This window comes from Streptomyces sp. NPDC048603 (genome assembly GCF_043199475.1).
In the GTDB taxonomy this organism is placed as follows: domain Bacteria; phylum Actinomycetota; class Actinomycetes; order Streptomycetales; family Streptomycetaceae; genus Streptomyces.
This window is the reverse complement of record NZ_JBICVY010000006.1, coordinates 84603-104908: the sequence shown is the minus strand read 5'-3', so window position 1 is coordinate 104908 and position 20306 is coordinate 84603. Positions and strand designations below refer to the sequence as shown.

Below are 20306 nucleotides of genomic sequence, written 5' to 3'. Positions count from 1 at the left end.
CTTTCGTACGGTATGTCCATGCAGACGACGCAGATCATGGGCGTGGACATCGGCGGCTCCGGCATCAAGGGCGCACCCGTGGACCTGGCACGCGGCGAGCTGGCGGCCGAGCGCCACAAAGTACTGACACCGCACCCGGCCACCCCCGAAGGGGTGGCCGGGTGCGTTGCCGAGGTGGTCCGGCACTTCGAGTGGTCCGGCCCGGTCGGGATCACCTTCCCGGGGGTCGTCACGGGCGGGATCACCCGTTCGGCGGCCAACGTGGACGAGGCGTGGATCGACCTGGACGCGAGGGCGCTGCTCTCCCGGCAGCTGGACGGGCTGCCGGTGACGGTCCTCAACGACGCGGACGCGGCGGGCGTCGCCGAGATGACGTACGGCGCGGGCCGCGGCCGCCAGGGCACGGTCATCCTGCTCACCCTGGGCACGGGCATCGGCAGCGCCCTCTTCACGAACGGCCACCTGGTCGCCAACAGCGAGCTCGGCCACCTGGAGCTGCACGGGCACGACGCGGAGACGCGGGCCTCGGTGAAGGCGAAGGAGGACGGGGAGCTGAGCTGGGAACGCTGGGCCAAGCGGCTGCACAAGTACCTGGCCCACGTTGAGATGCTCTTCTCCCCGGACCTCTTCATCCTGGGCGGCGGCGTCAGCCGCAAGCCGGAGAAGTTCCTGCCCCTGATCTCCGGCATCCGCGCGGAGATCGTCCCGGCCCGGCTGCAGAACAACGCGGGCATCGTCGGCGCCGCCATGGCCGCCCGCGACGGTCACTAGCACCGCAGTCCCGGTGCCCCCGGTGTGGGCAGGCGTCCCCGCAGGGCGGGACGGGTGGGCACACCGGGGCACCCCCGCCCGGCAACTGCGCCCCGCACTGCCCGCAGCCGTGCGCCCACCGTGTGTCCAGCCCTGCTGCCACCGGTGTACGGCCCCCCACCGCCGGTGGAGCAGCCGGCCGCCCGGCCGGTCAGCCCTGGGCGGGTACCCGGCGGGCCATGCGGATCCGGCGGCGGCTGCTCCGCACCGCCCGCCGCGCCAGCGCGATCAACGCCGCCACCAGCGTCCCCGCGTACAGCCACCCCGCGTGCAGCGACAGCGCCGTGACCACCCCCATCACCTGTCCGCCGATGCCCCCCGACCCGCCCGCGATGGGCCACACACCGACCGCGAAGGCGATCGGCACCGAGACCGGGGCCGTGATCAGGTCGGCCGGCCGCACCCAGAGCGCGGTCACCGCGGCCACCGGCAGGAAGAGCACCCCGTACGCGATCAGGGACACATCGAAGATCAGCCAGTCGATCCCGCCCGCCAGCACCATGGCGGCGCAGGCGAACAGCCCGCCGCCGAGCCCGGTCAGCCGGGGCCGGGGCAGCCGGCCCGGTCCGCCCGGCCGGGGCCGGGGCCGTACGGCCGCCCCGCCGGTCGCGGCCGGCGGCCGCCGCTGGGCCGGAGGCGCCGGGGGCCGCTGCAGCCGCCGCTGCGCGGGGTGATGATCTGACCGCACCCTGTATTGCTCCACCCCATGAGGCTAGGTGCCGCACCCCGGTTCGAGGCCCTGGGACACGCGTAAACTGTCTGATGGCCCATGCCCGGGCCGTACCCTCCAGCAGCTACGGGAAGTCGCCAACGTGTCGCTCACGATCGGAATCGTCGGTCTGCCGAATGTCGGCAAGTCGACCCTGTTCAACGCCCTGACCAAGAACGACGTGCTGGCGGCCAACTACCCGTTCGCCACCATCGAGCCCAACGTGGGCGTCGTCGGTGTCCCGGACGACCGTCTGGCCAGGCTCGCCGAGGTCTTCAACTCGCAGCGCGTGCTCCCGGCGACCGTCGACTTCGTCGACATCGCCGGCATCGTGCGCGGCGCGAGCGAGGGCGAGGGGCTGGGCAACAAGTTCCTCGCGAACATCCGTGAGTCGGACGCGATCTGCCAGGTCATCCGCGCCTTCAAGGACGAGAACGTCGTCCACGTCGACGGCAAGGTCTCGCCCAAGGACGACATCGAGACGATCAACACCGAGCTGATCCTCGCCGACCTGCAGACCATCGAGAAGGTCCTGCCGCGGCTGGCCAAGGAAACCCGGATCAAGAAGGACGTCGCCCCCAAGGTCGCGGCCGTCGAGGCGGCCAAGGAGATCCTGGAGAAGGGCGACACCCTCTTCTCCCAGGGCATCCTCCAGGGCTCCGAGAAGGCGGAGCTCCTGCACGACCTGCACCTCCTCACCACCAAGCCCTTCCTCTACGTCTTCAACGTGGACGAGGAGGAGCTGACGGACGAGGCCTTCAAGGACGAGCAGCGCGCCCTGGTCGCCCCGGCCGAGGCGATCTTCCTGAACGCCAAGCTGGAGGCGGACCTCGCCGAGCTCGACGAGGAGGACGCCATGGAGCTCCTCCAGTCCGTCGGCGCCGAGGAGCCCGGCCTGGCCACTCTGGCCCGCGTCGGCTTCGACACCCTGGGCCTGCAGACCTACCTGACGGCCGGCCCGAAGGAAGCCCGCGCCTGGACCATCAAGAAGGGCGCCACCGCCCCCGAGGCGGCCGGTGTGATCCACACCGACTTCCAGAAGGGCTTCATCAAGGCCGAGGTCATCCACTTCGCCGACCTGATCGCCTGCGGCTCCGTCGCCGACGCCCGCGCCGCCGGCAAGGCCCGCATGGAGGGCAAGGAGTACGTCATGCAGGACGGCGACGTGGTGGAGTTCCGCTTCAACGTCTGAGCGGACGACACGACACCACGTCGCTGACGTGGCAAACATGCAGGTCAGAAGGGGTCGACTCCGCCGAGGGTCGGCCCCTTTGTTGTTTCCCGTGCTGGAATGGTGCCGGGATATCCGGCCGTCGGTCAGCCGCTCGGCCCGGCCGGAAAGCGCCGCGAGTGGTACGTTATTAGGTACCACTTGAGGGGAGAGGCCAGGTCATGTCGATAACCGCGAGCGAAGCCCGCAAGGAACTCTTTCCGCTGATCAAGAAGGTCAACGAGAACCACGAGGCCATCGAGATCGTCTCCAAGCACGGCAACGCCGTGCTCGTCTCGGCCGAGGATTACGCGGCGCTGCGTGAGGGCTCGTACCTGCTGCGCTCCCCGGCGAACGCCCGGCGGCTGCTCAAGGCGTACGAGAACGCCCTGGCCAACATCAACGTGTCGGAGCGCGAGCTGATCGATCCGGACTCGGCGGACGCGGGTGCGGGTGCTGCGTGAGGCTTGTCTTCGAGGACCAGGGCTGGGAGGACTACACGTCCTGGCTCAAGAACGACCGCAAGATGCCCGCCCGGATCAACAAGCTCATCGAGGACGTCAGGCGTGATCCCTTCACGGGCATCGGCAAGCCGGAGCCGCTGAAGTACCACCTGCCCGGGGTCTGGTCGCGGCGGATCGACGACGAACACCGGCTCGTCTACCTGGTGACCGACAAGGAGATCGTCATCCTCGCGGCCCGGTACCACTACTGACCGACGGTGTCGTCGGTCTCCCGCCACAGGCAGGTGGTGACCCGGCAGGCAATCCGGTGCGGCCGCCCGCCCGATTCTTCCGTCAGTCCGCGGTGAGCAGGCGGTCCGCCAGGGACAGGACCGTGCGGGCCTGGAAGGCGGACTGGGTGGTGGGCGGGATCCAGGTGGGCGCGTACGCGGCCCGCAGTTCGCCGGACCACTCCGCGACCAGGGCCGCGAGGGTGTCGGCGGCACGGGCTTCGGCCGGCAGTGCCGGGTCCATGCCCCGGCGCATCATCGCGGCCGCGCGGAGGGGGATGCGGCGGGCCGCGATGCCCAGCGAGGCGCAGTTGCCGGCGGTGTCCGCGAGCCCCGGCAGGCCCTGGGCCCGGAGGTCCTTCCACGTGTCCACCACCCCGCCGCACGCACCGAGCAGCTCCCGGGCGGCTTCCGTGAACGGTCCGGGCCGGCCGCGCAGGCCGCCGAGCGCCCGCTCCAGCCGGTCCGCCCGCGTCAGCAGCAGCTCGCTGACGGCGGCGATCGCGGCATCCGGCGAGGTGCCCGCGGCGCCGGGGCCGCTCACCCCGCACGCCGCCCAGGCCGGGGCCTCGACCACCGCGGACACGGTGCCGTGGCGCATCGCGTACAGCCATGTGGCCTGGGCCGAGAACCCGGCCGGGTCCCGTTCGGTGACCACCTCGGAATCCGGGAGCACCAGGACCCCGGGGTGCCGTACGTCCCAGTCGATGCCGTCGTACGGCCGGTGCTCGACCGGGATCCCGAACGCCGAGGCGGCCCGGGCCAAGTCCTCCGCCGCCCCCGGGACCTCCTCGGTCAGCTGGACGAACGCGCCGCCGACGTCCACGCCGTGCAGGGAGAACTGGGCCACCGGACGCAATTCGTCCAGCAGGTCCACCAGGACGCGCGACTCCGGCAGCAGGGTCTCGCGCTCCCCGCCGGCCGGCAGGAACTCCGGCTGGGCGGTGGAGGCGGGCCGGAACAGGCCCCGGTAGTAGTCCTCCAGCGAGGCCGGCCGCCGTATCCACCCGTCGTTGAGGGCCATCCCGTCGGGGTCCAGGCACAGCAGGAAGTGCCAGGTGCACCCGGTGCGCTCCAGCTCGTGCGGCGCGGCCGCCAGCCGGAGTGCCGTGAGCCCGCCGACCGGCTCGTTCGCGTGCGCTCCGGCGACGACCAGAACGTCGTGCCGGCCCCGCCGACCGACGGACAGCAGCCACAGGGGCCGACCCCCGCGCGAACGGCCGACCTCCCGCAGCCGCAGGGCACCGGGGTGGTCCTCCGCCAAGCGCCTTGCGCGCGCGGTCAGTTCGGTGAGTGTCGGGTACAGGTCCACGGTGCGACTGGGTGTTCCTACCGGACCTCAGCTGCCGGTGGAGTTGCTGGCGCCGGTGGTTTCCTTCTTGTCCAAGGGGCGTATCTCGATCTTCTTGGGCATTCGAGTTCTCCTCGTCAACATCGCTTGTGCTGGGGCCAGTTGAAGATCCCGTTCTGTCGCCTAGGGTGAGTTGAACCGGTTCGGAGTGTCAAGCATGCGTTTCCGGAAATGGGGAGGGATGCGCGTGAAGAGCTACGGTTCCGGCATGCGGCGGCCGCGCGTCAAACCGGAGCACCGTGCGTATCGCACCGCAGACGGCCATGTGCGGATCGGGAGCGTCGTGTACGGCATCGGTGCCGAGATCCGCGACCCCCATGGCTGGGTGTGGTCGCTGGTGGACGCTCTGGACGGCACCCGGGAGGTGGGGGAGGTCGTCGAGGCGGTGCTGAGCGAGCACGTGGCGCTGGCGGAGGAAGACGTGTGCGAGGCGCTGGTGGACCTGTTGGAGGCAGGTTTCGTCGAGGACGCCGCTGCCGCTCCGCCTGTGGAGCTGTCCGAACGGGAGCAGAAACGGTACGGCCGCGGTGCCGCTCTGTTCCGGTGGATGGACCTGACGCCCCGGAACTCCGTGTGGGACGTGCAGATGCGCCTTCGCGGCGCACGCGTCCTGCTGATCGGTGTGGGAGGGACTGGAGGATATGCGGCTCAGGCGCTGGTTGCGTCAGGTGTTGGACTGCTGCACCTCGTGGAGCCCGATGTGGTGGAGCTGTCGAATCTGAACCGGCAGCCCCTCTTCCAAGAGAGCGATATAGGGCGACCGAAGGCCGACGCCGCCCTGGAGGTCCTCAGGGGCAAGAACTCGGACGTGCGGGTGACGGGGGAGCGTGGACATGTTCGCGGGCCGGGCGATCTGAGGGCTCGGCTGGCTGCCGATGACTACAGTCTGCTCGTGCTTGCCGCCGACCGGCCGGATGCCATTCGCCGGTGGACGAACCGTGCCTGCCTGGACGCGGGGGTGCCGTGGGTAGACGGTGGATACCGGGGTCCCCTGGTCAGCGTGGGAGTGCATGTGCCCGGCCGCGGGGCCTGCTGGGAATGCCTGCGCGCCTGGGAGGTCGAACGCCGGGACTTACGGCTGGGCCCCGACGAGGATGAATCGGCTGCTTCGCCTCGGATGCCATGGAATCCCGCCAATGCTGTGACGGCCGGTCTGTCCGGCAGCCTGCTGGCACATGCGGCGCTCGCCCTCCTGACGGGTGTACCGGCCCTCGATCCCGGTTGCCGACTGGGTTTGAACCTGATGGTGCCGGGAGAGCCGATGACGGAGAGGTTCCCCCGCCGCCCCGACTGCCCGGCCTGCGGAGACGCACCCAGGGGCCATGGCTGATCATCCGTTCCCGTCAGTGGACGGGACGTCGCGGGTCCGCCTTCATCCACTCGCAGTACGGGGCGACGGTACGGAGTGGATCGTGGGCCGCGTGGCCTCCGGGCGCTGTGTGGCCCTGCCCGATGTCGGCAAGCGGGCCGTTGAGCTGCTCGACGGGGGGATGACCGTGGACCTGGTCACCACCGCGCTGGTCGAGGAGACCGGTGAAGAGTTCGACGTTCTGGATTTCGTCGATGCCTTGATCGGTCTCGGCTTCGTGGCTGAGGTGGATGACGGAGTGGTGCCGTCTCCGCAACTGCCAGTACCCACGTTCCCGGGGATTCGCGCGGTGCACGTACGGTGGATGCTGAATCCTCTTGTTCCCTTACTTGTCGGCCTGTTCGTTCTGGCTGCTCTCGCGGTGATCGTTTCTCATCCCGATGTGTCGTTGGGTTACCGCGAACTGCTGTGGAACGAACGAGGGACTCCCGTGCTGATCCTGGCGGCCGTTGCGGGCTGGGTTCTTCTCTTCCTGCACGAATTCGCCCATCTCGCAGTGGCGCGCGCCGCAGGGGTGCCGGCGCGCATACGGTTGGGAACGAGGCTGCAGTTCCTCGTCATGCAGACGGATGTCAGCGGGATCGAACTCGCCCCTCGCCGTGCTCGGATCACCACGTACCTGGCCGGTATGGGGTCCGACCTGACTGTGTTCGCCGCTGCTGCTCTCTTCGCCGCGGCGACCGCGCCCTCAACGGTCGCCCACCGGATCCTCTCGGCCGTGTCCCTCCTCGCCCTCCTGATGCTTCCCTTCCAACTGCTTGTGTTCCTGCGGACCGACCTCTACTTCGTTCTGGAGGACCTCGTCGGTTGCCGTGACCTGCACGGGGATGGTCTCGCGTATGCGCGGCACAGATTTCGCCGCCTGTGTCGTGCCCTGGCACGGCGGAGCGCCGTCAGGGTGGACCCTGTTCCCGGGGTGCCCGCCTCGGAGCGGGTCGCCGTACGTGCCTATGCCGTGGTTCTCGTCCTCGGGACGGCCGGGTGTTTGTCTTTCCTCGCTCTGGTTACCGCGCCCGCTGATGTCACGCTGCTGGCCCAGGCGGCGAACGCTGTGACCGGGGGCCATTCGTGGACAGACCGGCTGGATGCCGCCGCAGTGCTGGCGTTGCTCGGCGGTGGTCACCTTCTGTGGTTGATGACCTGGATCAGGGGTCGCAGGGTCAAGAAGGCCCGGTCCTGACAGCGCGTCGGGCGGACCGCGGGGCGGCCTCCGTGCACAGGATGCCCTGTCGCCCGGCCCGGGAGGGTCAGAGGCCGCGGACCGCGGCGATGGTGAAGGTGGTCGGGGTGCCCGTCGAGGGGGTCAGGGGGCCGCCCTTGTCGAACTGGGAGCGGACGACCAGGGTGCGGCCGTGGGCGCGGGCCAGGGTGGTCGGGATCTGCAGGGACGGATCGGTCAGGCTGTCGCTGAGACGGGCGCGGGTGCCGTCGGCCGAGAGCTGCCAGCGGCTGAGGGTGTTGGTGGTGTTGTGGGCCACCCGCAGGGTGCCGCCGGGGGAGAGGTGCAGTCCGTCGGCGGCCTTCATGTCCCCGCCCCGGAGGGCGACCCGGGTGATCGCGTCCGAGCGGAGGTCGATCCGGTACAGCACGCCGCTGGGCATGTCCACGGTGAGGAGGTAGCGGCCGGCCGGGTCGGAGACGATGCCGTTCAGGGTGACGGAGCCGGCCGGGAGGTCCAGGTCGTACGCCACCCGCAGTTCGCCGGTGCCGCGGGCCAGGTCGGCGGGGGTGACCCGGTAGACGGCGGAGCGGAAGCTGTCCGTCAGGTAGGCGGTGCCGTCGGGCGTGATCGTCAGGTCGTTGATGAAGAAGGGCTCGGCGCCCGTCGCCTCGAAGTGGGCGATGCGGGTGCGGGTGGCCGGGTCGTAGACCGCCACACCGGTGTTGGAGTCGGTCACCCAGAGCCGCCCCCGGTCGTCCACCCGCAGTCCGTTGGCGGTGTCCCGGCCGTCCGTGCCGGCCGGCAGGAACACCTCGGCCGTGCGCTGCCCGGGGCGGGCCCGGTAGACGGTGCCGTCCGCGTAGGAGCCGACGTAGACGTCGCCGGTGCGGGCGTCCGCCGTGATGCCCTCCGGATAGACCTTGGCGCCCGGCAGGACGAAGGCCGTCGATATCTGCGGGCAGGTGGCCGGTGTGGCCGCCGAGGCGGAGGGGGCGGTCGCCAGTGCCGCCAGCAGGGTCGTCGCGATGGCCGCCGTGCGCTTCAGGTGTACTCGCATGATGATCAGACCTCTCGTGTCGATGTGAATGTGAATGTAAGTTAGAGCTCTAATGCTTGCAAGGCCTTTAGGATGCGGGAATGACCTCCATGCCCGCCGAGGAGCGCATCGGCTCCCACATCAAGCGCGCCGAACAGGCTCTGATGGCGGCGAAGCACGCCGCGCTCAAGCCGGCCGGAGTAACGGTTCCGCAGTACGCCGCGCTGCTCTGTCTCGCCGAGAACCCCGGTATCTCCGCCGCCGCCCTGGCGCGGATGTGCGGGGTCACGCCGCCGACGATGAACACCGTGCTGAAGAACCTCCAGGAACGCGGGCTCATCGAGCGCACCCCGCACGAGTGGCACCGCAACGTGCTGGAGACCCGGCTCACCGACGAGGGCCGGGCCGTGATGGCCGTGGCGGACGCGGCGGCCGTACGGGTCGAGCGGGCGCTCGCCGCCACGTTCACGGAGGAGGAGCGGGAACTGCTGCTCGCGCTGCTGGGGCGGTGCGGCGATCTGCTCGGCTCCCAGCCCTGAGGTCGGGCCGGCGCCCCGTTCATCCGAGATTCACATCATCTTTTTTGCGGGTTTCGCAACCCGGCGAGTCATGGCTGCATCAGGACCAATGGGATGACAAGCCGTTTGTCCGGCGCGAGGCGCGGGGCAGCCATGACCGTTCGGAGCGAAGTCCGTGCATCAGTACCCGCAGCAGCCGCAGCAGCCGCACCGATCGCCGCAGCCGCCGCAGCCGTACCCGCCGCAGCACCAAGCTCCGCAGTACCAGCAGCGCCAGCAATACCAGCAGCACCAGTACGCCGAGTACTCCGAGTACGGCGAGCACGGCGAGTACGGCCACGAGCCGCCGCAGCCGCCCCGGCGGTCCCGGAAGAAGGCGTGGATCGGTGCGACGGTCGTCGTCGCGCTGCTCGCCGGCGGCGGCGCCGGCTGGGCGTACTGGAAGACGGACTGGTTCGACGGCAACGGCCAGACGGTGAGTTACGGCACCCCGACCGCGGCCGGCGGCGGGAAGACCGGCGGCGGGAAGTCCGACGGCAGTGCCCCGGCGCCCTCCGGGGACCAGGACGTGTCCCTGCCCACCGGCCCCGCGGCGGCGTTCAAGCAGACCAGCAAGCTCGACGACGGCACCCGCATATCCAAGACCCGCCTCAAGGGCGCCAAGTCCGGCTTCGAGGGCGACGTATGGGTCTGGACGCCCAAGGAGTACGACGACCCCAAGTACGCGAAGAGCGGCTTCCCGGTCCTCATCTCCCTCCCCGGCGGCAACGGCTACCCGGCCAACTACTGGTCCGACCGCAGCCTCGGCCTGCAGAAGGCGATCAGCGAGGGCGTCAAGAAGGGCACCAGCCTGCCCTTCGTCCTGGTCATGCCGGTCCTCAACCCGGACAGCAAGTACTACTACGACGGCTCCGACATCCCGGGCCAGGCCAAGATGGGCACCTGGATGGCCGAGGACGTCCCCGACTTCGCCAAGGCCAACTTCCGCACCTGGAAGTCCCGCGACGGCTGGGCCTTCATGGGCAACTCCTCCGGCGCCTTCGTCGGACTCAAGCAGGTCATGCAGCACCCGGACCGCTTCAAGGCCGTGATCTCCAACGGCGGCGACATCGTCCCCGACTCCCCGCTCTGGAGGGGTCACCAGAAGGAGATGGACGCCAACAACCCCGAGAAGCTGGCCCAGAAGCTGATCGACACGCCGGGGAGCCCCGAGGTGTACGTCAACTTCCAGTACGGCACCAAGGAGGGCGGCAAGGCCAAGCTGGAGCAGTTCCGGCAGAAGTACGGCAAGGGCCCGGTCAAGGTGGACATCCACGAGATCCAGGGCGGCGACCACAACGGCTGGGACTACGTCCGGGGCATGAAGGAGAGCGCCCTGGAGAAGACCAGCAAGGTGATGAAGGCGCCGAAGCCGGACGCGGGGTGACCCGTCACCTTGCGGGTGACCCGTCACCTTGCGGGTGACCCGTCACCTCGCGGGGTAGCCCGTCGCCCTGCGGGGTGACCCTCACCCCGCGTCCGGCGGTGCCTTCGGTGTGCCCGGCGGCAGGGAGTGGCGAGCGCCACGTCCGTCCCTGACGCGCCGGGGGCCGCCGCAGGCAACCCCGGAGGGGATTTCGGGCTCTCTATCGTGTGTAAGGGGGATCAATCGGTAACCATCGGAGATGTCCGTGCAGCATGACCAGCAGGGCGGCCAGGAAGACCCAACCGGCCCGGGGGACCCGACCGGCCCGGCCGCCCCGACCCGCCCCACCGGCAGGCCCCGCCGCAGGCGCCTGCTCCTGATCTGCGGGGCGCTCACGCTCGCCCTCGCCGCCGGGGGCGGCGTGGCGGCGTACCAGTTCGACCTCTTCGGCGACATAGGCGAGCCGATGAGCTTCGGCAAGGCCGAGGGCGCCGCCGCCGAGGACCCCGCCGTACGCCCGGGGACCCGGATGCCCACCGGCCCGGCCGCCCGGTTCGTCCGGCAGGCCCGCCTGCCCGACGGCACCGAGATCGGCAAGACCACCCTCAAGGGAGGCAAGTCCGGCTTCACCGGCGACGTCTGGGTCTGGGTGCCCAAGGAGTACAACGACCCGGCGTACGCCCGCAGCGCCTTCCCGGTGCTGATCTCGCTCCCCGGCGGCCGCGGCTACCCGAACAACTACTGGGGGACCGGTCCCGGCCTCGGGCTCCAGCAGGCCGTCACCGAGGGCGCGAAGGCCGGCCGCAGCCTGCCCTTCGTCCTCGTGATGCCGGTGATCAACGCCGACACCAAGAACCACTTCGACGGCTCGGACATCCCCGGACAGCCTCGGATGGGCACCTGGATGGCCGAAGACGTACCGGATTTCGTGAAGGCGAATTTCCGTACCTTCACCTCCCGCGACGGCTGGGCCTTCATGGGCTCCTCCTCGGGCGGTTTCGGCGCGCTCAAGCACGTCCTGAAACACCCCGACCGGTTCAAGGCGGTCATCGCCAGCGGGGTCGACACCGTCCCCGACTCCCCGCTGTGGAAGGGGAACCGGCAGGCGATGGACGAGAACAACCCGGAGAAGCTCGCCGAGAAGCTGATCAGGGCGGGCGGCCCGGACGTCTACCTCAACTTCCAGATCGGCACCGCGGAGAGCGGCCGGAACATCGCCGACACGTTCATGCGCAACTTCTCCCGGGGGCCCGTGCACACTCGCCTGCAGGTGATCCAGGATGGATCGCACAACGGCAAGTCGTACGTACGAGGCATGAGGGAGGGGTCGCTGGAGTGGATCAGCAAGGTACTGCTCGCACCCACCCCCGACCCCGGGGCGCGATGAGCCCCGTGGCCAAGGGCATATCCGCGGTCGTCGCCGCCGTGCTGGCGATGATCACGGTGGCATGGTTCAGACCCAGCCCCGGGAAGGCCGCCGAGCACCCGTTCCCGACCGTCGGCGTGCTGATGGCGGGCGGGGAGCACTGGTGCACGGCGAGCGTGGTCGACAGCCCGAAGGGGAACGTGGTCGCCACCGCCGCGCACTGCGTGGCCCCCGAGGGCAAGGACGGGGAGCCCGGCGAGGTCGCGCACGACGGCCTCGCCATCGGCGAACTGTCCTTCGCCCCCGCCTTCTCCGGAGAGGGCTCCGGCCGGCAGCCGCTCGGCCTGTGGCGGGTCAGCTCGGTGCACGTCGACGACCGCTGGTCCAAATGGGGCGAGGACACCGCGGACTACGCCTTCCTGACGGTCGAGCCGGACGAGGACGGCCGCAGCCTGCAGGACGTGGTGGGCCGCGAGCGGGCCCCGCGGCCGGACTGGCACTCCGGGTACGAGCGGGAGGTCACGGTGGTCGGCTACCCGGAGGAGGACCACAACCCGGAGAACGAGCCGATCTCCTGCACCACCCGCACCGGCCATGACGAGGACGACCCGGACATGCTGTACATCAGCTGCGCCGGCTTCTGGACGGGCACCAGCGGCAGTCCGTGGATCGCCGACCGCGGTCCGGAGCAGCCGGGCCGGCTGATCGGGGTGCTCAGCGGTGGCGACACCGATGTGGACTCCACCGCCGCCCTGTTCGACGACCGGGCCGAAGCCCTCTACGCAAGGGCCGCCCGCGGCTGACCCGCCCGGCTCGCCGCCGTCCGGCTCGGCACCGTCCGGCTCGGCACCGTCCGGCTCGGCACGGTCCGGCTCAGCTCCGCCGCTCGGTCCGTACGATCACGCAGACCGCGGCCACCACGATCATGCCGCCGACCACGATCGGCCAGGTCAGCGCCTCGTCGAGGATCAGTGCCCCGAGGGCCACGGCGACCACCGGGTTGACGTACGCGTAGGTGGCGACCAGTGACAGCGGCGCGGTGCCCAGCAGCCAGACGTACGCGGTGAAGGCCACCAGCGACCCGAACAGGATCAGGCCGCCGAGGGCGGCCCACGAGGCGCCGGACACGGCCCCGGGGTCGAACTCCCGCAGGTCGCCCCGGACGAGGCCCACCAGCAGGCCCGCGACACCGCCCGCCACCATCTCGTACGCGCTGGCCGTGAACGGGTTGGCGGGCATGGGCAGACGACCCGAGGCGAACGAGCCCAGCGACCACGTCAGCGTCGCGCCCAGCACCGACAGCACGCCCCACAGCCTCACGTCCCCGGTCAGCCCCGGACTGCACAGCACCGTGAGCCCGGCCATGCCGAGCAGGACGCCGGCCAGCGTGCTCGGCGCCGGACGGTCCCCGGTCCCGGCCCGCAGCAGCACCACCCACATCGGCACGGCCGCGACCAGGAGCGCGGCGAGGCCGGAGGGTATCTCGGTCTCGGCCAGTACGACCAGGCCGTTGCCGCCGAGGACCAGCAGCAGGCCGACCAGGACCGCCGAGCCCAGCTGCCGGCCGCTGACCCTGAGCGCGGCCGGGCCCTGCCGCCAGGCCACCAGGGCGGTCAGCAGCAGGCCGGCGGTGACGAACCGGATGCCGGCCGAGAGGAAGGGCGGGATCGTCTCGACGACGATCCGGATGCCGAGGTAGGTGGAACCCCAGACGACGTAGACGATGGCGAGCGCCGCCCAGACCGTACCGGTGACCTTGCGGGAGCCGGGAGCGGCGGACCCTGTGGCGGTCGCTTCGGCGGGCGGGGCTTCTGGGCTGCTCTCCGCAGAGTTGGCGTTCGATGTGGACACGCCAGGATCCTATGGTTGTTGGTGGATGCAGGTATCTGAATTTCCGCCCGCGGTCCCATCGCCCGCCCGCGGTCCCATCGCCCGCCCGCGGTCCCGTCGCCCGCCCGCGGTCCCGTCGCCCGGCCGCGGCCCGTCACCCCGTGCGCGGGTCCGTCCCTCGTTCAGTTGCCTTCCGTGAGAAGGGCGTTGAGCTCCCCGTACGGCAGGGAGTCCGCGACCGCCCCGTAGGTGCCGGCCGCCAGCAGTTCCTCGGTCGCCCGCTTCACCAGGGCGTAGGCCGCCTCAGCGACCCACGACCCGAGGCTGACCCGGGACACGCCCAGGGCCCCGAGTTCGGCGACGGCCGGGGCGCCCGGTCCGGCCAGGACGTTCAGCGGGGCCGGGACGCCCTTGGCGAGCTCGGCCACGGTCGCCGGGTCGTGCACGCCGGGGACAAAGACGCCGCTGGCCCCCGCCTCCAGGTAGCGGGCGGCCCGGGCCAGGGTCTCGTCCAGCCGGGCCGGGCCCTCCGCGCCGTACCCGCGGAGATAGGTGTCGATGCGGGCGTTGACGTAGAGCGGGACCCCGGCCGAGTCGGCGGCCGCCCGCGCGGCTGCCAGCCGCTCGGCCTGCTCGGCGGGGGAGCGGGACCCGTCCTCGATGTTGATCCCGACGGCACCGGCGTCCAGCACCCCGGCGACCGTCTCGCCGACGGCGTCCGCGTCCGCGCCGAAGCCGCCTTCGATGTCGGCGGTAACCGGCACGGACACGGCGTCCACCACCCGGCGGATCAGGTCCAGCGCGCGGTCCCGGGCGAGCACGTCCCCGTCGGGTGCGCCGAGGGACCAGGCCACCCCGGCGCTCGTCGTGGCGATGGCGGGCGCCCCGGCCGCTTGGACGATCCGGGCGGTGGCCACGTCCCAGGCGTTGGCGAGGGCGAGCGGGGCGGCCGGGTCGTGCAGCGCGGTGAAGGCGCGGGCCCTGGCGGTGAGTGCCGTGAGTTCGGAGGCAGCGGATACGTGAGCGGTCATGCCGCCATTCGACCAGGGGGAGCGCGTGCCGGTCCTGCGGATTTCCGACATCAACGCCGCGTGGGCTCCGCCGCCGGACGGTACGCGCGCCTGCCGTGCCCGGGCGTTCCCGCCCGGGCGGCGCCCGGTGTCTCGTCACGCCGTATTGCGTGCGCACGAAAAATGCACAACTCCGTCCGACTACCGGTGACTGCGGAACCGAGCGCTCCGCCACCCCGGCGGTGGCGGGATTCCGCCCCCGGTCCGGCCGGCCGGACCGGCGGCCTCCGCGCACCTCATCGCGGGGAGACGGTCCGGCGGACGGTGCGGGAGGCGCGGGGGCGCGGGCCGGCCGACTTGGCCGGAACGGCACCTGGGCAGCGGGCGCGGGGTGTGCACCGGCGCTTTTCCCGAACGTGGCGGCCGTGTGGCACGGACGTTACGCGGTTGTTCGCCCCTTGTGGGACCGCCTGATGCTGGGTCAGTCTTTCGGAGGCGACGGGCCCAACGGCGCACACACGCATTGTCATGGGCATGTCGCTTACCCCCCGCAACGCACCACCTATGAGGAGGACACCTCACATGTCCGTGATGCGTCACACCCGCCGGAAGCTCGCCGGTGTCAGCGCGATCGCCGTCGCTGCGCTCGCCATCGGCACGGCCGTCGCACTCCCGGCCTCGGCCGCCGGCGGAACCGCCGCGGCAGGCGTGATCGAGAACGCCGGAGCCTCGGGCACGGTCGCCGACAGCTACATCGTGATCCTGAAGGACTCCGCCGCCCGCTCCACCCTCGCGAGCGGCAAGTCCGTGGCCGAGCGCCACGGCGCGAAGATCGAGCGCGTGTACAAGGCCGCGCTCAACGGCTACGCGATCTCCGCCTCGGAGGCGCAGGCCAAGAAGATCGCCGCCGACCCGGCCGTCAAGTCCGTGGTGCAGAACCGGACGTTCACCGTCAGCGCCACCCAGCCCAACCCGCCGTCCTGGGGCCTGGACCGCATCGACCAGGCGTCGCTGCCGCTCAACCAGAGCTACACCTACCCGGACAAGGCCGGCGAGGGCGTCACCGCGTACATCATCGACACCGGTGTCCGGATCAGCCACAGCGACTTCGGCGGCCGCGCCTTCAACGGCTACGACGCCATCGACAACGACAACGTCGCCCAGGACGGCCACGGCCACGGCACGCACGTCGCCGGCACCGTCGGCGGCACCGCCTACGGCGTGGCCAAGAAGGCGAAGATCGTCGGCGTCCGCGTGCTCAACAACCAGGGCTCCGGCACCACCGCCCAGGTGGTCGCGGGCATCGACTGGGTGACCCAGAACGCGGTCAAGCCGGCCGTGGCGAACATGTCCCTCGGCGGTGGCGCCGACACCGCGCTCGACACCGCCGTGAAGAACTCCATAGCCGCCGGCATCACCTACGCGGTCGCGGCGGGCAACGAGAACACCGACGCCAGCACCAAGTCCCCGGCCCGGGTCGCCGAGGCGATCACGGTCGGCGCGACCACCAGCACCGACGCGCGCGCCAGCTACTCCAACTACGGCACCATCCTGGACCTGTTCGCGCCGGGCTCGAGCATCACCTCGTCGTGGAACACGAACGACACCGCCACCAACACCATCTCCGGTACGTCGATGGCCTCGCCGCACGTCGCCGGCGCGGCCGCGGTGTACCTGTCGCAGAACCCGTCCAGCACCCCCGCCCAGGTCGGCTCCGCCCTGGTGGCCGCGGCCACGCCCGGCGTGGTGACCAGCCCCGGCAGCGGCTCGCCGAACCGGCTGCTCCGGGTCGGCGGCGGCAGCACCACCCCGCCCGGACCGAAGTTCGAGAACACCGCGGACTACGCGATCAGCGACAACTCCACCGTGGAGTCCCCGGTCACGGTGAGCGGAGTGGCGGGCAACGCCCCGGCCACCCTGAAGGTCGCGGTGGACATCAAGCACACCTACATCGGTGACCTGAAGGTCGACCTGATCGCCCCCGACGGCACCGCCTACACCCTGCACAACCGCAGCGGCGGCAGCACGGACAACATCCTGCAGACCTACACGGTCAACGCCTCCAGCGAGGTCGCCAACGGCACCTGGAAGCTGCGGGTGAACGACAACGCGAACATCGACACCGGCAAGATCGACGCCTGGTCGCTGCAGTTCTGACCGCAGTGAGCGGATGAGTGCGGGGGCGACCGTTCCGGCGGTCGCCCCCGCTGCGTACCATTCGCACCCGTGAGCGACCAGACGCCCGATCCCTGGGCCCCGCCCTCCGGCCGGATGCCATGGATTCCCCAGGCTGACCGGCCCCCGTGGACGCCGCCCGCCCCGGCGCCGGGGAAGCGGCGCACCAGGGTGCCGGTGGCCGCGGCGGTCGCCCTGGTGGTGGCGGTGGCCGGCACCGGAGTGGTGCTGCTGGGCCGGGAGTTGTCCTCCTTCACCGACGGCCTGGAGCGGAAGTCCGCCGCCGCGCGCGGCGGTGCGGTCGGAACGGCCGCGCAGGTCGGCGACGTCGAGGCGGGGGACTGCTTCAACGTGCCGGGCGGACGGCTGGAGGGGCCCACCCCCAGGGTGTTCACGGTCGCCTGCACCGAGCCGCACGACGCCGAGGTCACGGCGGTCCTCGACGAGCCGCGGAGCCCCTGGCCGGGGGAGGACGCGCTCGACGACCGGTCCGGTGAGGGCTGTTGGCGGGCCCAGGACCGGTACGCCATGGACGCCTGGGCGCTGCCCGCGCACGCGGAGAGCCACTACTTCGCGCCCTCCCGGGAGGGCTGGCGCGCCGGGGACCGCAGGACGGTGTGCGTCATCGCCACCACCGGGGCGGAGCACCGGGGGAGCGTACGGCAGCCCGGGGGCGGGTTCACGGAGGGGCAGCGGGCCTTCCTGGGCCCGGCGAACCGGGTGGAGTTCGTGCTCGCCGACAAGCCGCGGCCGGAGCCGGAGCAGGCCCCCGCGGCCTACCGCGACTGGGCCCGGTGGGTGGACGGCGCACTGGCTGCCGAGGAGCGGGCGCTGGGCGCGCTGACGGGCTCGGCCGGGGTGCGGCGGGCCGCGGCGGCCCAGCGGGAGGCCGTACGGGAGTCCCGGCGCGCCTGGGAGCGGGCCGCGCGGGCGAAGGGGACGGAGGCCTTCGAGGAGCAGTGGGACGCGGGGCTGTCCGCGCTTTCGGTGGAGGCGGAACGGGAACTGCGGCGGGAACTGGGGCTTTCGGACAGGGTTCCGGAGTGGTTGCAGGAATTCGAGGACGGGCGGGGCGGCCCGGGAGGCGGTTCCGGGGACGGTCCGGCGCGCGAATCGGCGTGACCCACGGTAACTGTGTTTGAGTGACCTCGCTTCATCACATCGGGTGAAACTCTGGCCTTTGCTTGCGGTGCTCAACCAACCGTTGCCAGGCTGTAGCTGTCTGTCAACCTGAGGGGAGTGGCCCGTGACTTTCGGTGAGCAGCCGGCCTATCTGCGCGTCGCCGGTGATCTGCGGCGGAAGATCGTCGATGGGTCCCTGCCTCCGCATACCCGGCTCCCCTCGCAGGCGCGGATCCGGGAGGAGTACGGGGTCTCCGACACCGTCGCGCTGGAGGCCCGCAAGGTCCTGATGGCCGAGGGGCTGGTCGAGGGCCGCTCCGGCTCCGGCACGTACGTGCGCGAGCAGCCGGTGCCGCGCCGGGTGCACCGCTCCGCGTACCGCTCGGCCGGCAGTTCCACCCCCTTCCGCCAGGAGCAGGCCGAGGCCGGGGCGCGCGGCACCTGGGACTCCAGCAGCGAGCGGGTCGAGGCCCCGGAGGAGATCGCCGAGCGGCTCGGCATCGCCCCCGGCGACCGCGTGATGCGCACCCGCTACGTCTTCCGGGACGCCGGCGAGCCGATGATGCTCTCCACCTCCTGGGAGCCCCTCTCGGTGACCGGCCGGACTCCGGTGATGCTCCCCGAGGAGGGCCCGCTCGGGGGCTGCGGCGTGGTCGACCGGATGGCCGCGATCGACCTCGTCGTGGACAACGTGGTGGAGGAGGTCGGGGCCCGGCCCGGTCTCGCGGACGAGCTCCACGCCCTGGGCGGCGTACCGGGCCATGTGGTCCTGGTCATCGGGCGCACGTACTTCGCCTCCGGCCGGGCCGTCGAGACGGCGGACGTGGTGATCCCGGCGGACCGCTACCGCCTCGCGTACCACCTGCCCGTCAGATAGGCCCCGCCGCCGCCCGGGTTCCGCCGCCGCCCGGGTTCCGCCGTCGTCCGGGTCCCGCCCGACCCGGTGTCCCCAACAGCCCTTTCCGAGTGGGTCGTTCGCGCCTCGCGCACCGGCGCGCACGGCCCACTCGTACGCATGGCCGGATGCGTACGCCTGTGAGGTGTCTCTTGGTGAAAACTCATATCCGCTGAGTGAAGGTCGGGCGTAAGCTCAGGCATATGCGCAATGCGGTTTCCTGGGCAGGTACGTCGGCGGAGGGTGAAGCGCGATGAACGACAGCGGTGCCCTGCTCCCGTGGCTGGTCATACGGCAGGACGACAACGGCAACCGCTACCGGGTGGGGCGCTATGCCACCCGGGCCGAGGCCCAGAAGGTCATCGACAGCCTCGACGACCGCGGACACAAGCAGCTCTACTGGGTCGAACGACTGGGTCAGACCGCCACCACCAACTGAACCGACCGGAACGGCGTAGGCTCCGCTCATGACTGAACGCGTGGTCGTGGGCGGAGCCCTTTTCCATGACGGGCGCCTGCTGGCCGCCCGGCGCAGCGCGCCGCCCGAGCTGGCCGGCCGCTGGGAGCTGCCCGGCGGCAAGGCCGAACCCGGGGAGACCGGACCCGACGCCCTGGTCCGCGAACTCCGCGAGGAACTCGGCGTGGAGACCGAGGCGCTGGAGCGGATCCCGGGGGAATGGCCGCTCAAGCCCGGCCTGGTGCTCCACGTGTGGACCGCGCGTCTGCTGTCCGGTGCGCCGGAGCCGCTGGAGGACCACGACGAACTGCGCTGGCTCGCCCCGGACGAGCTGGACTCCGTGGACTGGCTCGACCAGGACCGCCCGGCGGTCGCCGAGGCCGGCCGCCGGCTCCGGGCCGCCGCGCCCGTGGCATCCGGGGGCGCATGAGGGGCGCGCTGTAGGCCGTACGTGCCACAGTGCGCCGGTGGATGAGGTCCCGGACGGTAGGACGACCGGAATATCGGGTATGTCGTCATTGTCCGGATCTCGTCCCTGAAGAACCGCACTGGGGTCCGTTGTCGGCCCGGGAAGTGATCGGCGTGATCGAGACAGACGGTGAGTGCGCCGAATGGGCCTTTCCCGCCGAACCGGGTGCCGTCCGTACCGCCCGCCACGCGGTGCTCGGCAAGCTGCTGGCCTGGGGGCTCGATCCCCTCTGTGAAGTGACCGTCCTGCTGGTCAGCGAGCTGGTGACCAACTCCCTGCGGTACGCCTCCGGTCCCATCGGGGTCCGTCTGGTCCGGCGCTATCCGGCCACCGACGGCCAGGTGGAAGACCCCTCCCTGCTCGTGGAGGTTTCCGATCCGCTTCCGGATCCGCCCCGCGAACGGCCCGCCACAGCCGACGACGAGGGTGGCCGAGGGCTCCATCTGGTGGCGGTCTCGGCGCAGCGCTGGGGGACCCGGCGCGACAAGACGGGCAAGACAGTGTGGTTCGAGTTGCCGCTTCCTGGTGAGTAACAAGGGGAAGGACGGTACGGGGGACGCCCCGGACGGCACGGTCCGGCGACAGCCGGAGGCCCCCGGGGAAGATCACGGGTAATGGCTCAAAATCAACGAGACCTTGCTGTGATCGTGAACGCCGTGCGAGGCGTGCCCGTGGTGCT

21 protein-coding genes are annotated in these 20306 nt (G+C 71.3%); 16 read left to right on the top strand and 5 right to left on the bottom strand.

Annotation, left to right across the window (positions count from 1 at the left end; translation table 11 throughout):
• The first annotated feature begins 18 nt into the window (after nt 1-18).
• Nucleotides 19-771 (top strand): polyphosphate--glucose phosphotransferase, encoded by a 753-nt coding sequence (ppgK, locus tag ACGFQ9_RS16045; protein ID WP_393574400.1) that lies wholly within the window; start codon nt 19-21, stop codon nt 769-771.
• Nucleotides 772-961: 190 nt separating this feature from the next.
• Here the strand turns inward: ppgK and ACGFQ9_RS16040 are convergent, their stop codons facing one another.
• Entirely contained in the window at nt 962-1513 is a 552-nt protein-coding gene (locus ACGFQ9_RS16040) for a DUF6542 domain-containing protein (protein WP_393574399.1), read from the bottom strand.
• Nucleotides 1514-1622: 109 nt separating this feature from the next.
• Here ACGFQ9_RS16040 and ychF point away from each other — a divergent pair, with 109 nt between their 5' ends.
• The 3 genes from ychF to ACGFQ9_RS16025 all read left to right on the top strand — a co-directional run bounded on the left by ychF (nt 1623) and on the right by ACGFQ9_RS16025 (nt 3444).
• Nucleotides 1623-2711, top strand: coding sequence for a redox-regulated ATPase YchF (gene ychF / locus ACGFQ9_RS16035; RefSeq protein ID WP_393574398.1), 1089 nt, complete (start codon nt 1623-1625; stop codon nt 2709-2711).
• 200 nt (nt 2712-2911) lie between these two features.
• Nucleotides 2912-3193 carry a type II toxin-antitoxin system Phd/YefM family antitoxin gene (locus ACGFQ9_RS16030; protein ID WP_385181578.1) on the top strand — a complete coding sequence of 94 codons (282 nt, stop codon included), beginning with the start codon at nt 2912-2914 and terminating at the stop codon, nt 3191-3193.
• Nucleotides 3190-3444, top strand: a complete 255-nt coding sequence (locus ACGFQ9_RS16025) for a Txe/YoeB family addiction module toxin (RefSeq protein ID WP_393574397.1) — start codon at nt 3190-3192, stop codon at nt 3442-3444. Before ACGFQ9_RS16030 ends, ACGFQ9_RS16025 begins: the two co-directional genes overlap by 4 nt.
• Before the next feature lie 82 nt (nt 3445-3526).
• On the opposite strand, the gene ACGFQ9_RS16020 is transcribed toward ACGFQ9_RS16025, so the two are convergent.
• A complete protein-coding gene (locus ACGFQ9_RS16020; RefSeq protein ID WP_393574396.1) occupies nt 3527-4774 on the bottom strand; it encodes a M14 family zinc carboxypeptidase in 1248 nt (415 codons plus the stop codon).
• Nucleotides 4775-5021: 247 nt separating this feature from the next.
• Between ACGFQ9_RS16020 and ACGFQ9_RS16015 the strand changes: the two genes are divergently transcribed.
• Nucleotides 5022-6143: a HesA/MoeB/ThiF family protein gene (locus tag ACGFQ9_RS16015; protein WP_393574761.1), complete on the top strand. Its 1122-nt coding sequence runs from the start codon at nt 5022-5024 to the stop codon at nt 6141-6143.
• Between the two features lie 82 nt (nt 6144-6225).
• A complete protein-coding gene (locus ACGFQ9_RS16010; RefSeq protein WP_393574395.1) occupies nt 6226-7362 on the top strand; it encodes a hypothetical protein in 1137 nt (378 codons plus the stop codon).
• A gap of 67 nt (nt 7363-7429) precedes the next feature.
• On the opposite strand, the gene ACGFQ9_RS16005 is transcribed toward ACGFQ9_RS16010, so the two are convergent.
• Nucleotides 7430-8401, bottom strand: coding sequence for an SMP-30/gluconolactonase/LRE family protein (locus tag ACGFQ9_RS16005; RefSeq protein ID WP_393574394.1), 972 nt, complete (start codon nt 8399-8401; stop codon nt 7430-7432).
• Nucleotides 8402-8481: 80 nt separating this feature from the next.
• Here ACGFQ9_RS16005 and ACGFQ9_RS16000 point away from each other — a divergent pair, with 80 nt between their 5' ends.
• From ACGFQ9_RS16000 to ACGFQ9_RS15985, 4 genes are all read left to right on the top strand, one after another.
• On the top strand, nt 8482-8919 hold the full coding sequence (locus ACGFQ9_RS16000) for a MarR family winged helix-turn-helix transcriptional regulator (protein WP_393574393.1): 438 nt from the start codon (nt 8482-8484) through the stop codon (nt 8917-8919).
• A gap of 154 nt (nt 8920-9073) precedes the next feature.
• Entirely contained in the window at nt 9074-10324 is a 1251-nt protein-coding gene (locus tag ACGFQ9_RS15995) for an alpha/beta hydrolase (RefSeq protein WP_393574392.1), read from the top strand.
• 238 nt (nt 10325-10562) lie between these two features.
• Nucleotides 10563-11690 (top strand): alpha/beta hydrolase, encoded by a 1128-nt coding sequence (locus ACGFQ9_RS15990; RefSeq protein WP_393574391.1) that lies wholly within the window; start codon nt 10563-10565, stop codon nt 11688-11690.
• Nucleotides 11687-12472: a trypsin-like serine peptidase gene (locus ACGFQ9_RS15985; RefSeq protein ID WP_393574390.1), complete on the top strand. Its 786-nt coding sequence runs from the start codon at nt 11687-11689 to the stop codon at nt 12470-12472. The genes ACGFQ9_RS15990 and ACGFQ9_RS15985 overlap by 4 nt, the downstream gene beginning before the upstream one ends.
• Before the next feature lie 70 nt (nt 12473-12542).
• On the opposite strand, the gene ACGFQ9_RS15980 is transcribed toward ACGFQ9_RS15985, so the two are convergent.
• Complete coding sequence (locus ACGFQ9_RS15980; RefSeq protein WP_393574389.1) at nt 12543-13520, bottom strand: EamA family transporter; 978 nt, start codon at nt 13518-13520, stop codon at nt 12543-12545.
• Nucleotides 13521-13681: 161 nt separating this feature from the next.
• Nucleotides 13682-14530, bottom strand: a complete 849-nt coding sequence (locus ACGFQ9_RS15975; protein ID WP_393574388.1) for an isocitrate lyase/phosphoenolpyruvate mutase family protein — start codon at nt 14528-14530, stop codon at nt 13682-13684.
• Nucleotides 14531-15091: 561 nt separating this feature from the next.
• On the opposite strand from ACGFQ9_RS15975, the gene ACGFQ9_RS15970 reads away from it, so the two are divergent.
• The 6 genes from ACGFQ9_RS15970 to ACGFQ9_RS15945 all read left to right on the top strand — a co-directional run bounded on the left by ACGFQ9_RS15970 (nt 15092) and on the right by ACGFQ9_RS15945 (nt 20160).
• The gene (locus tag ACGFQ9_RS15970) at nt 15092-16666 is read left to right on the top strand and encodes a S8 family serine peptidase (protein WP_393574387.1); all 1575 of its coding nucleotides are present in this window, start codon (nt 15092-15094) and stop codon (nt 16664-16666) included.
• A 69-nt stretch (nt 16667-16735) separates the two neighbouring features.
• Nucleotides 16736-17806, top strand: a complete 1071-nt coding sequence (locus ACGFQ9_RS15965) for a septum formation family protein (protein WP_393574386.1) — start codon at nt 16736-16738, stop codon at nt 17804-17806.
• Nucleotides 17807-17930: 124 nt separating this feature from the next.
• Complete coding sequence (locus ACGFQ9_RS15960; protein WP_393574385.1) at nt 17931-18683, top strand: GntR family transcriptional regulator; 753 nt, start codon at nt 17931-17933, stop codon at nt 18681-18683.
• A 271-nt stretch (nt 18684-18954) separates the two neighbouring features.
• Nucleotides 18955-19140 (top strand): SPOR domain-containing protein, encoded by a 186-nt coding sequence (locus tag ACGFQ9_RS15955; protein WP_393574384.1) that lies wholly within the window; start codon nt 18955-18957, stop codon nt 19138-19140.
• A gap of 28 nt (nt 19141-19168) precedes the next feature.
• Complete coding sequence (locus ACGFQ9_RS15950) at nt 19169-19588, top strand: (deoxy)nucleoside triphosphate pyrophosphohydrolase (protein ID WP_393574383.1); 420 nt, start codon at nt 19169-19171, stop codon at nt 19586-19588.
• Between the two features lie 143 nt (nt 19589-19731).
• Nucleotides 19732-20160: an ATP-binding protein gene (locus tag ACGFQ9_RS15945; protein ID WP_393574382.1), complete on the top strand. Its 429-nt coding sequence runs from the start codon at nt 19732-19734 to the stop codon at nt 20158-20160.
• Nucleotides 20161-20306 lie beyond the last annotated feature (146 nt).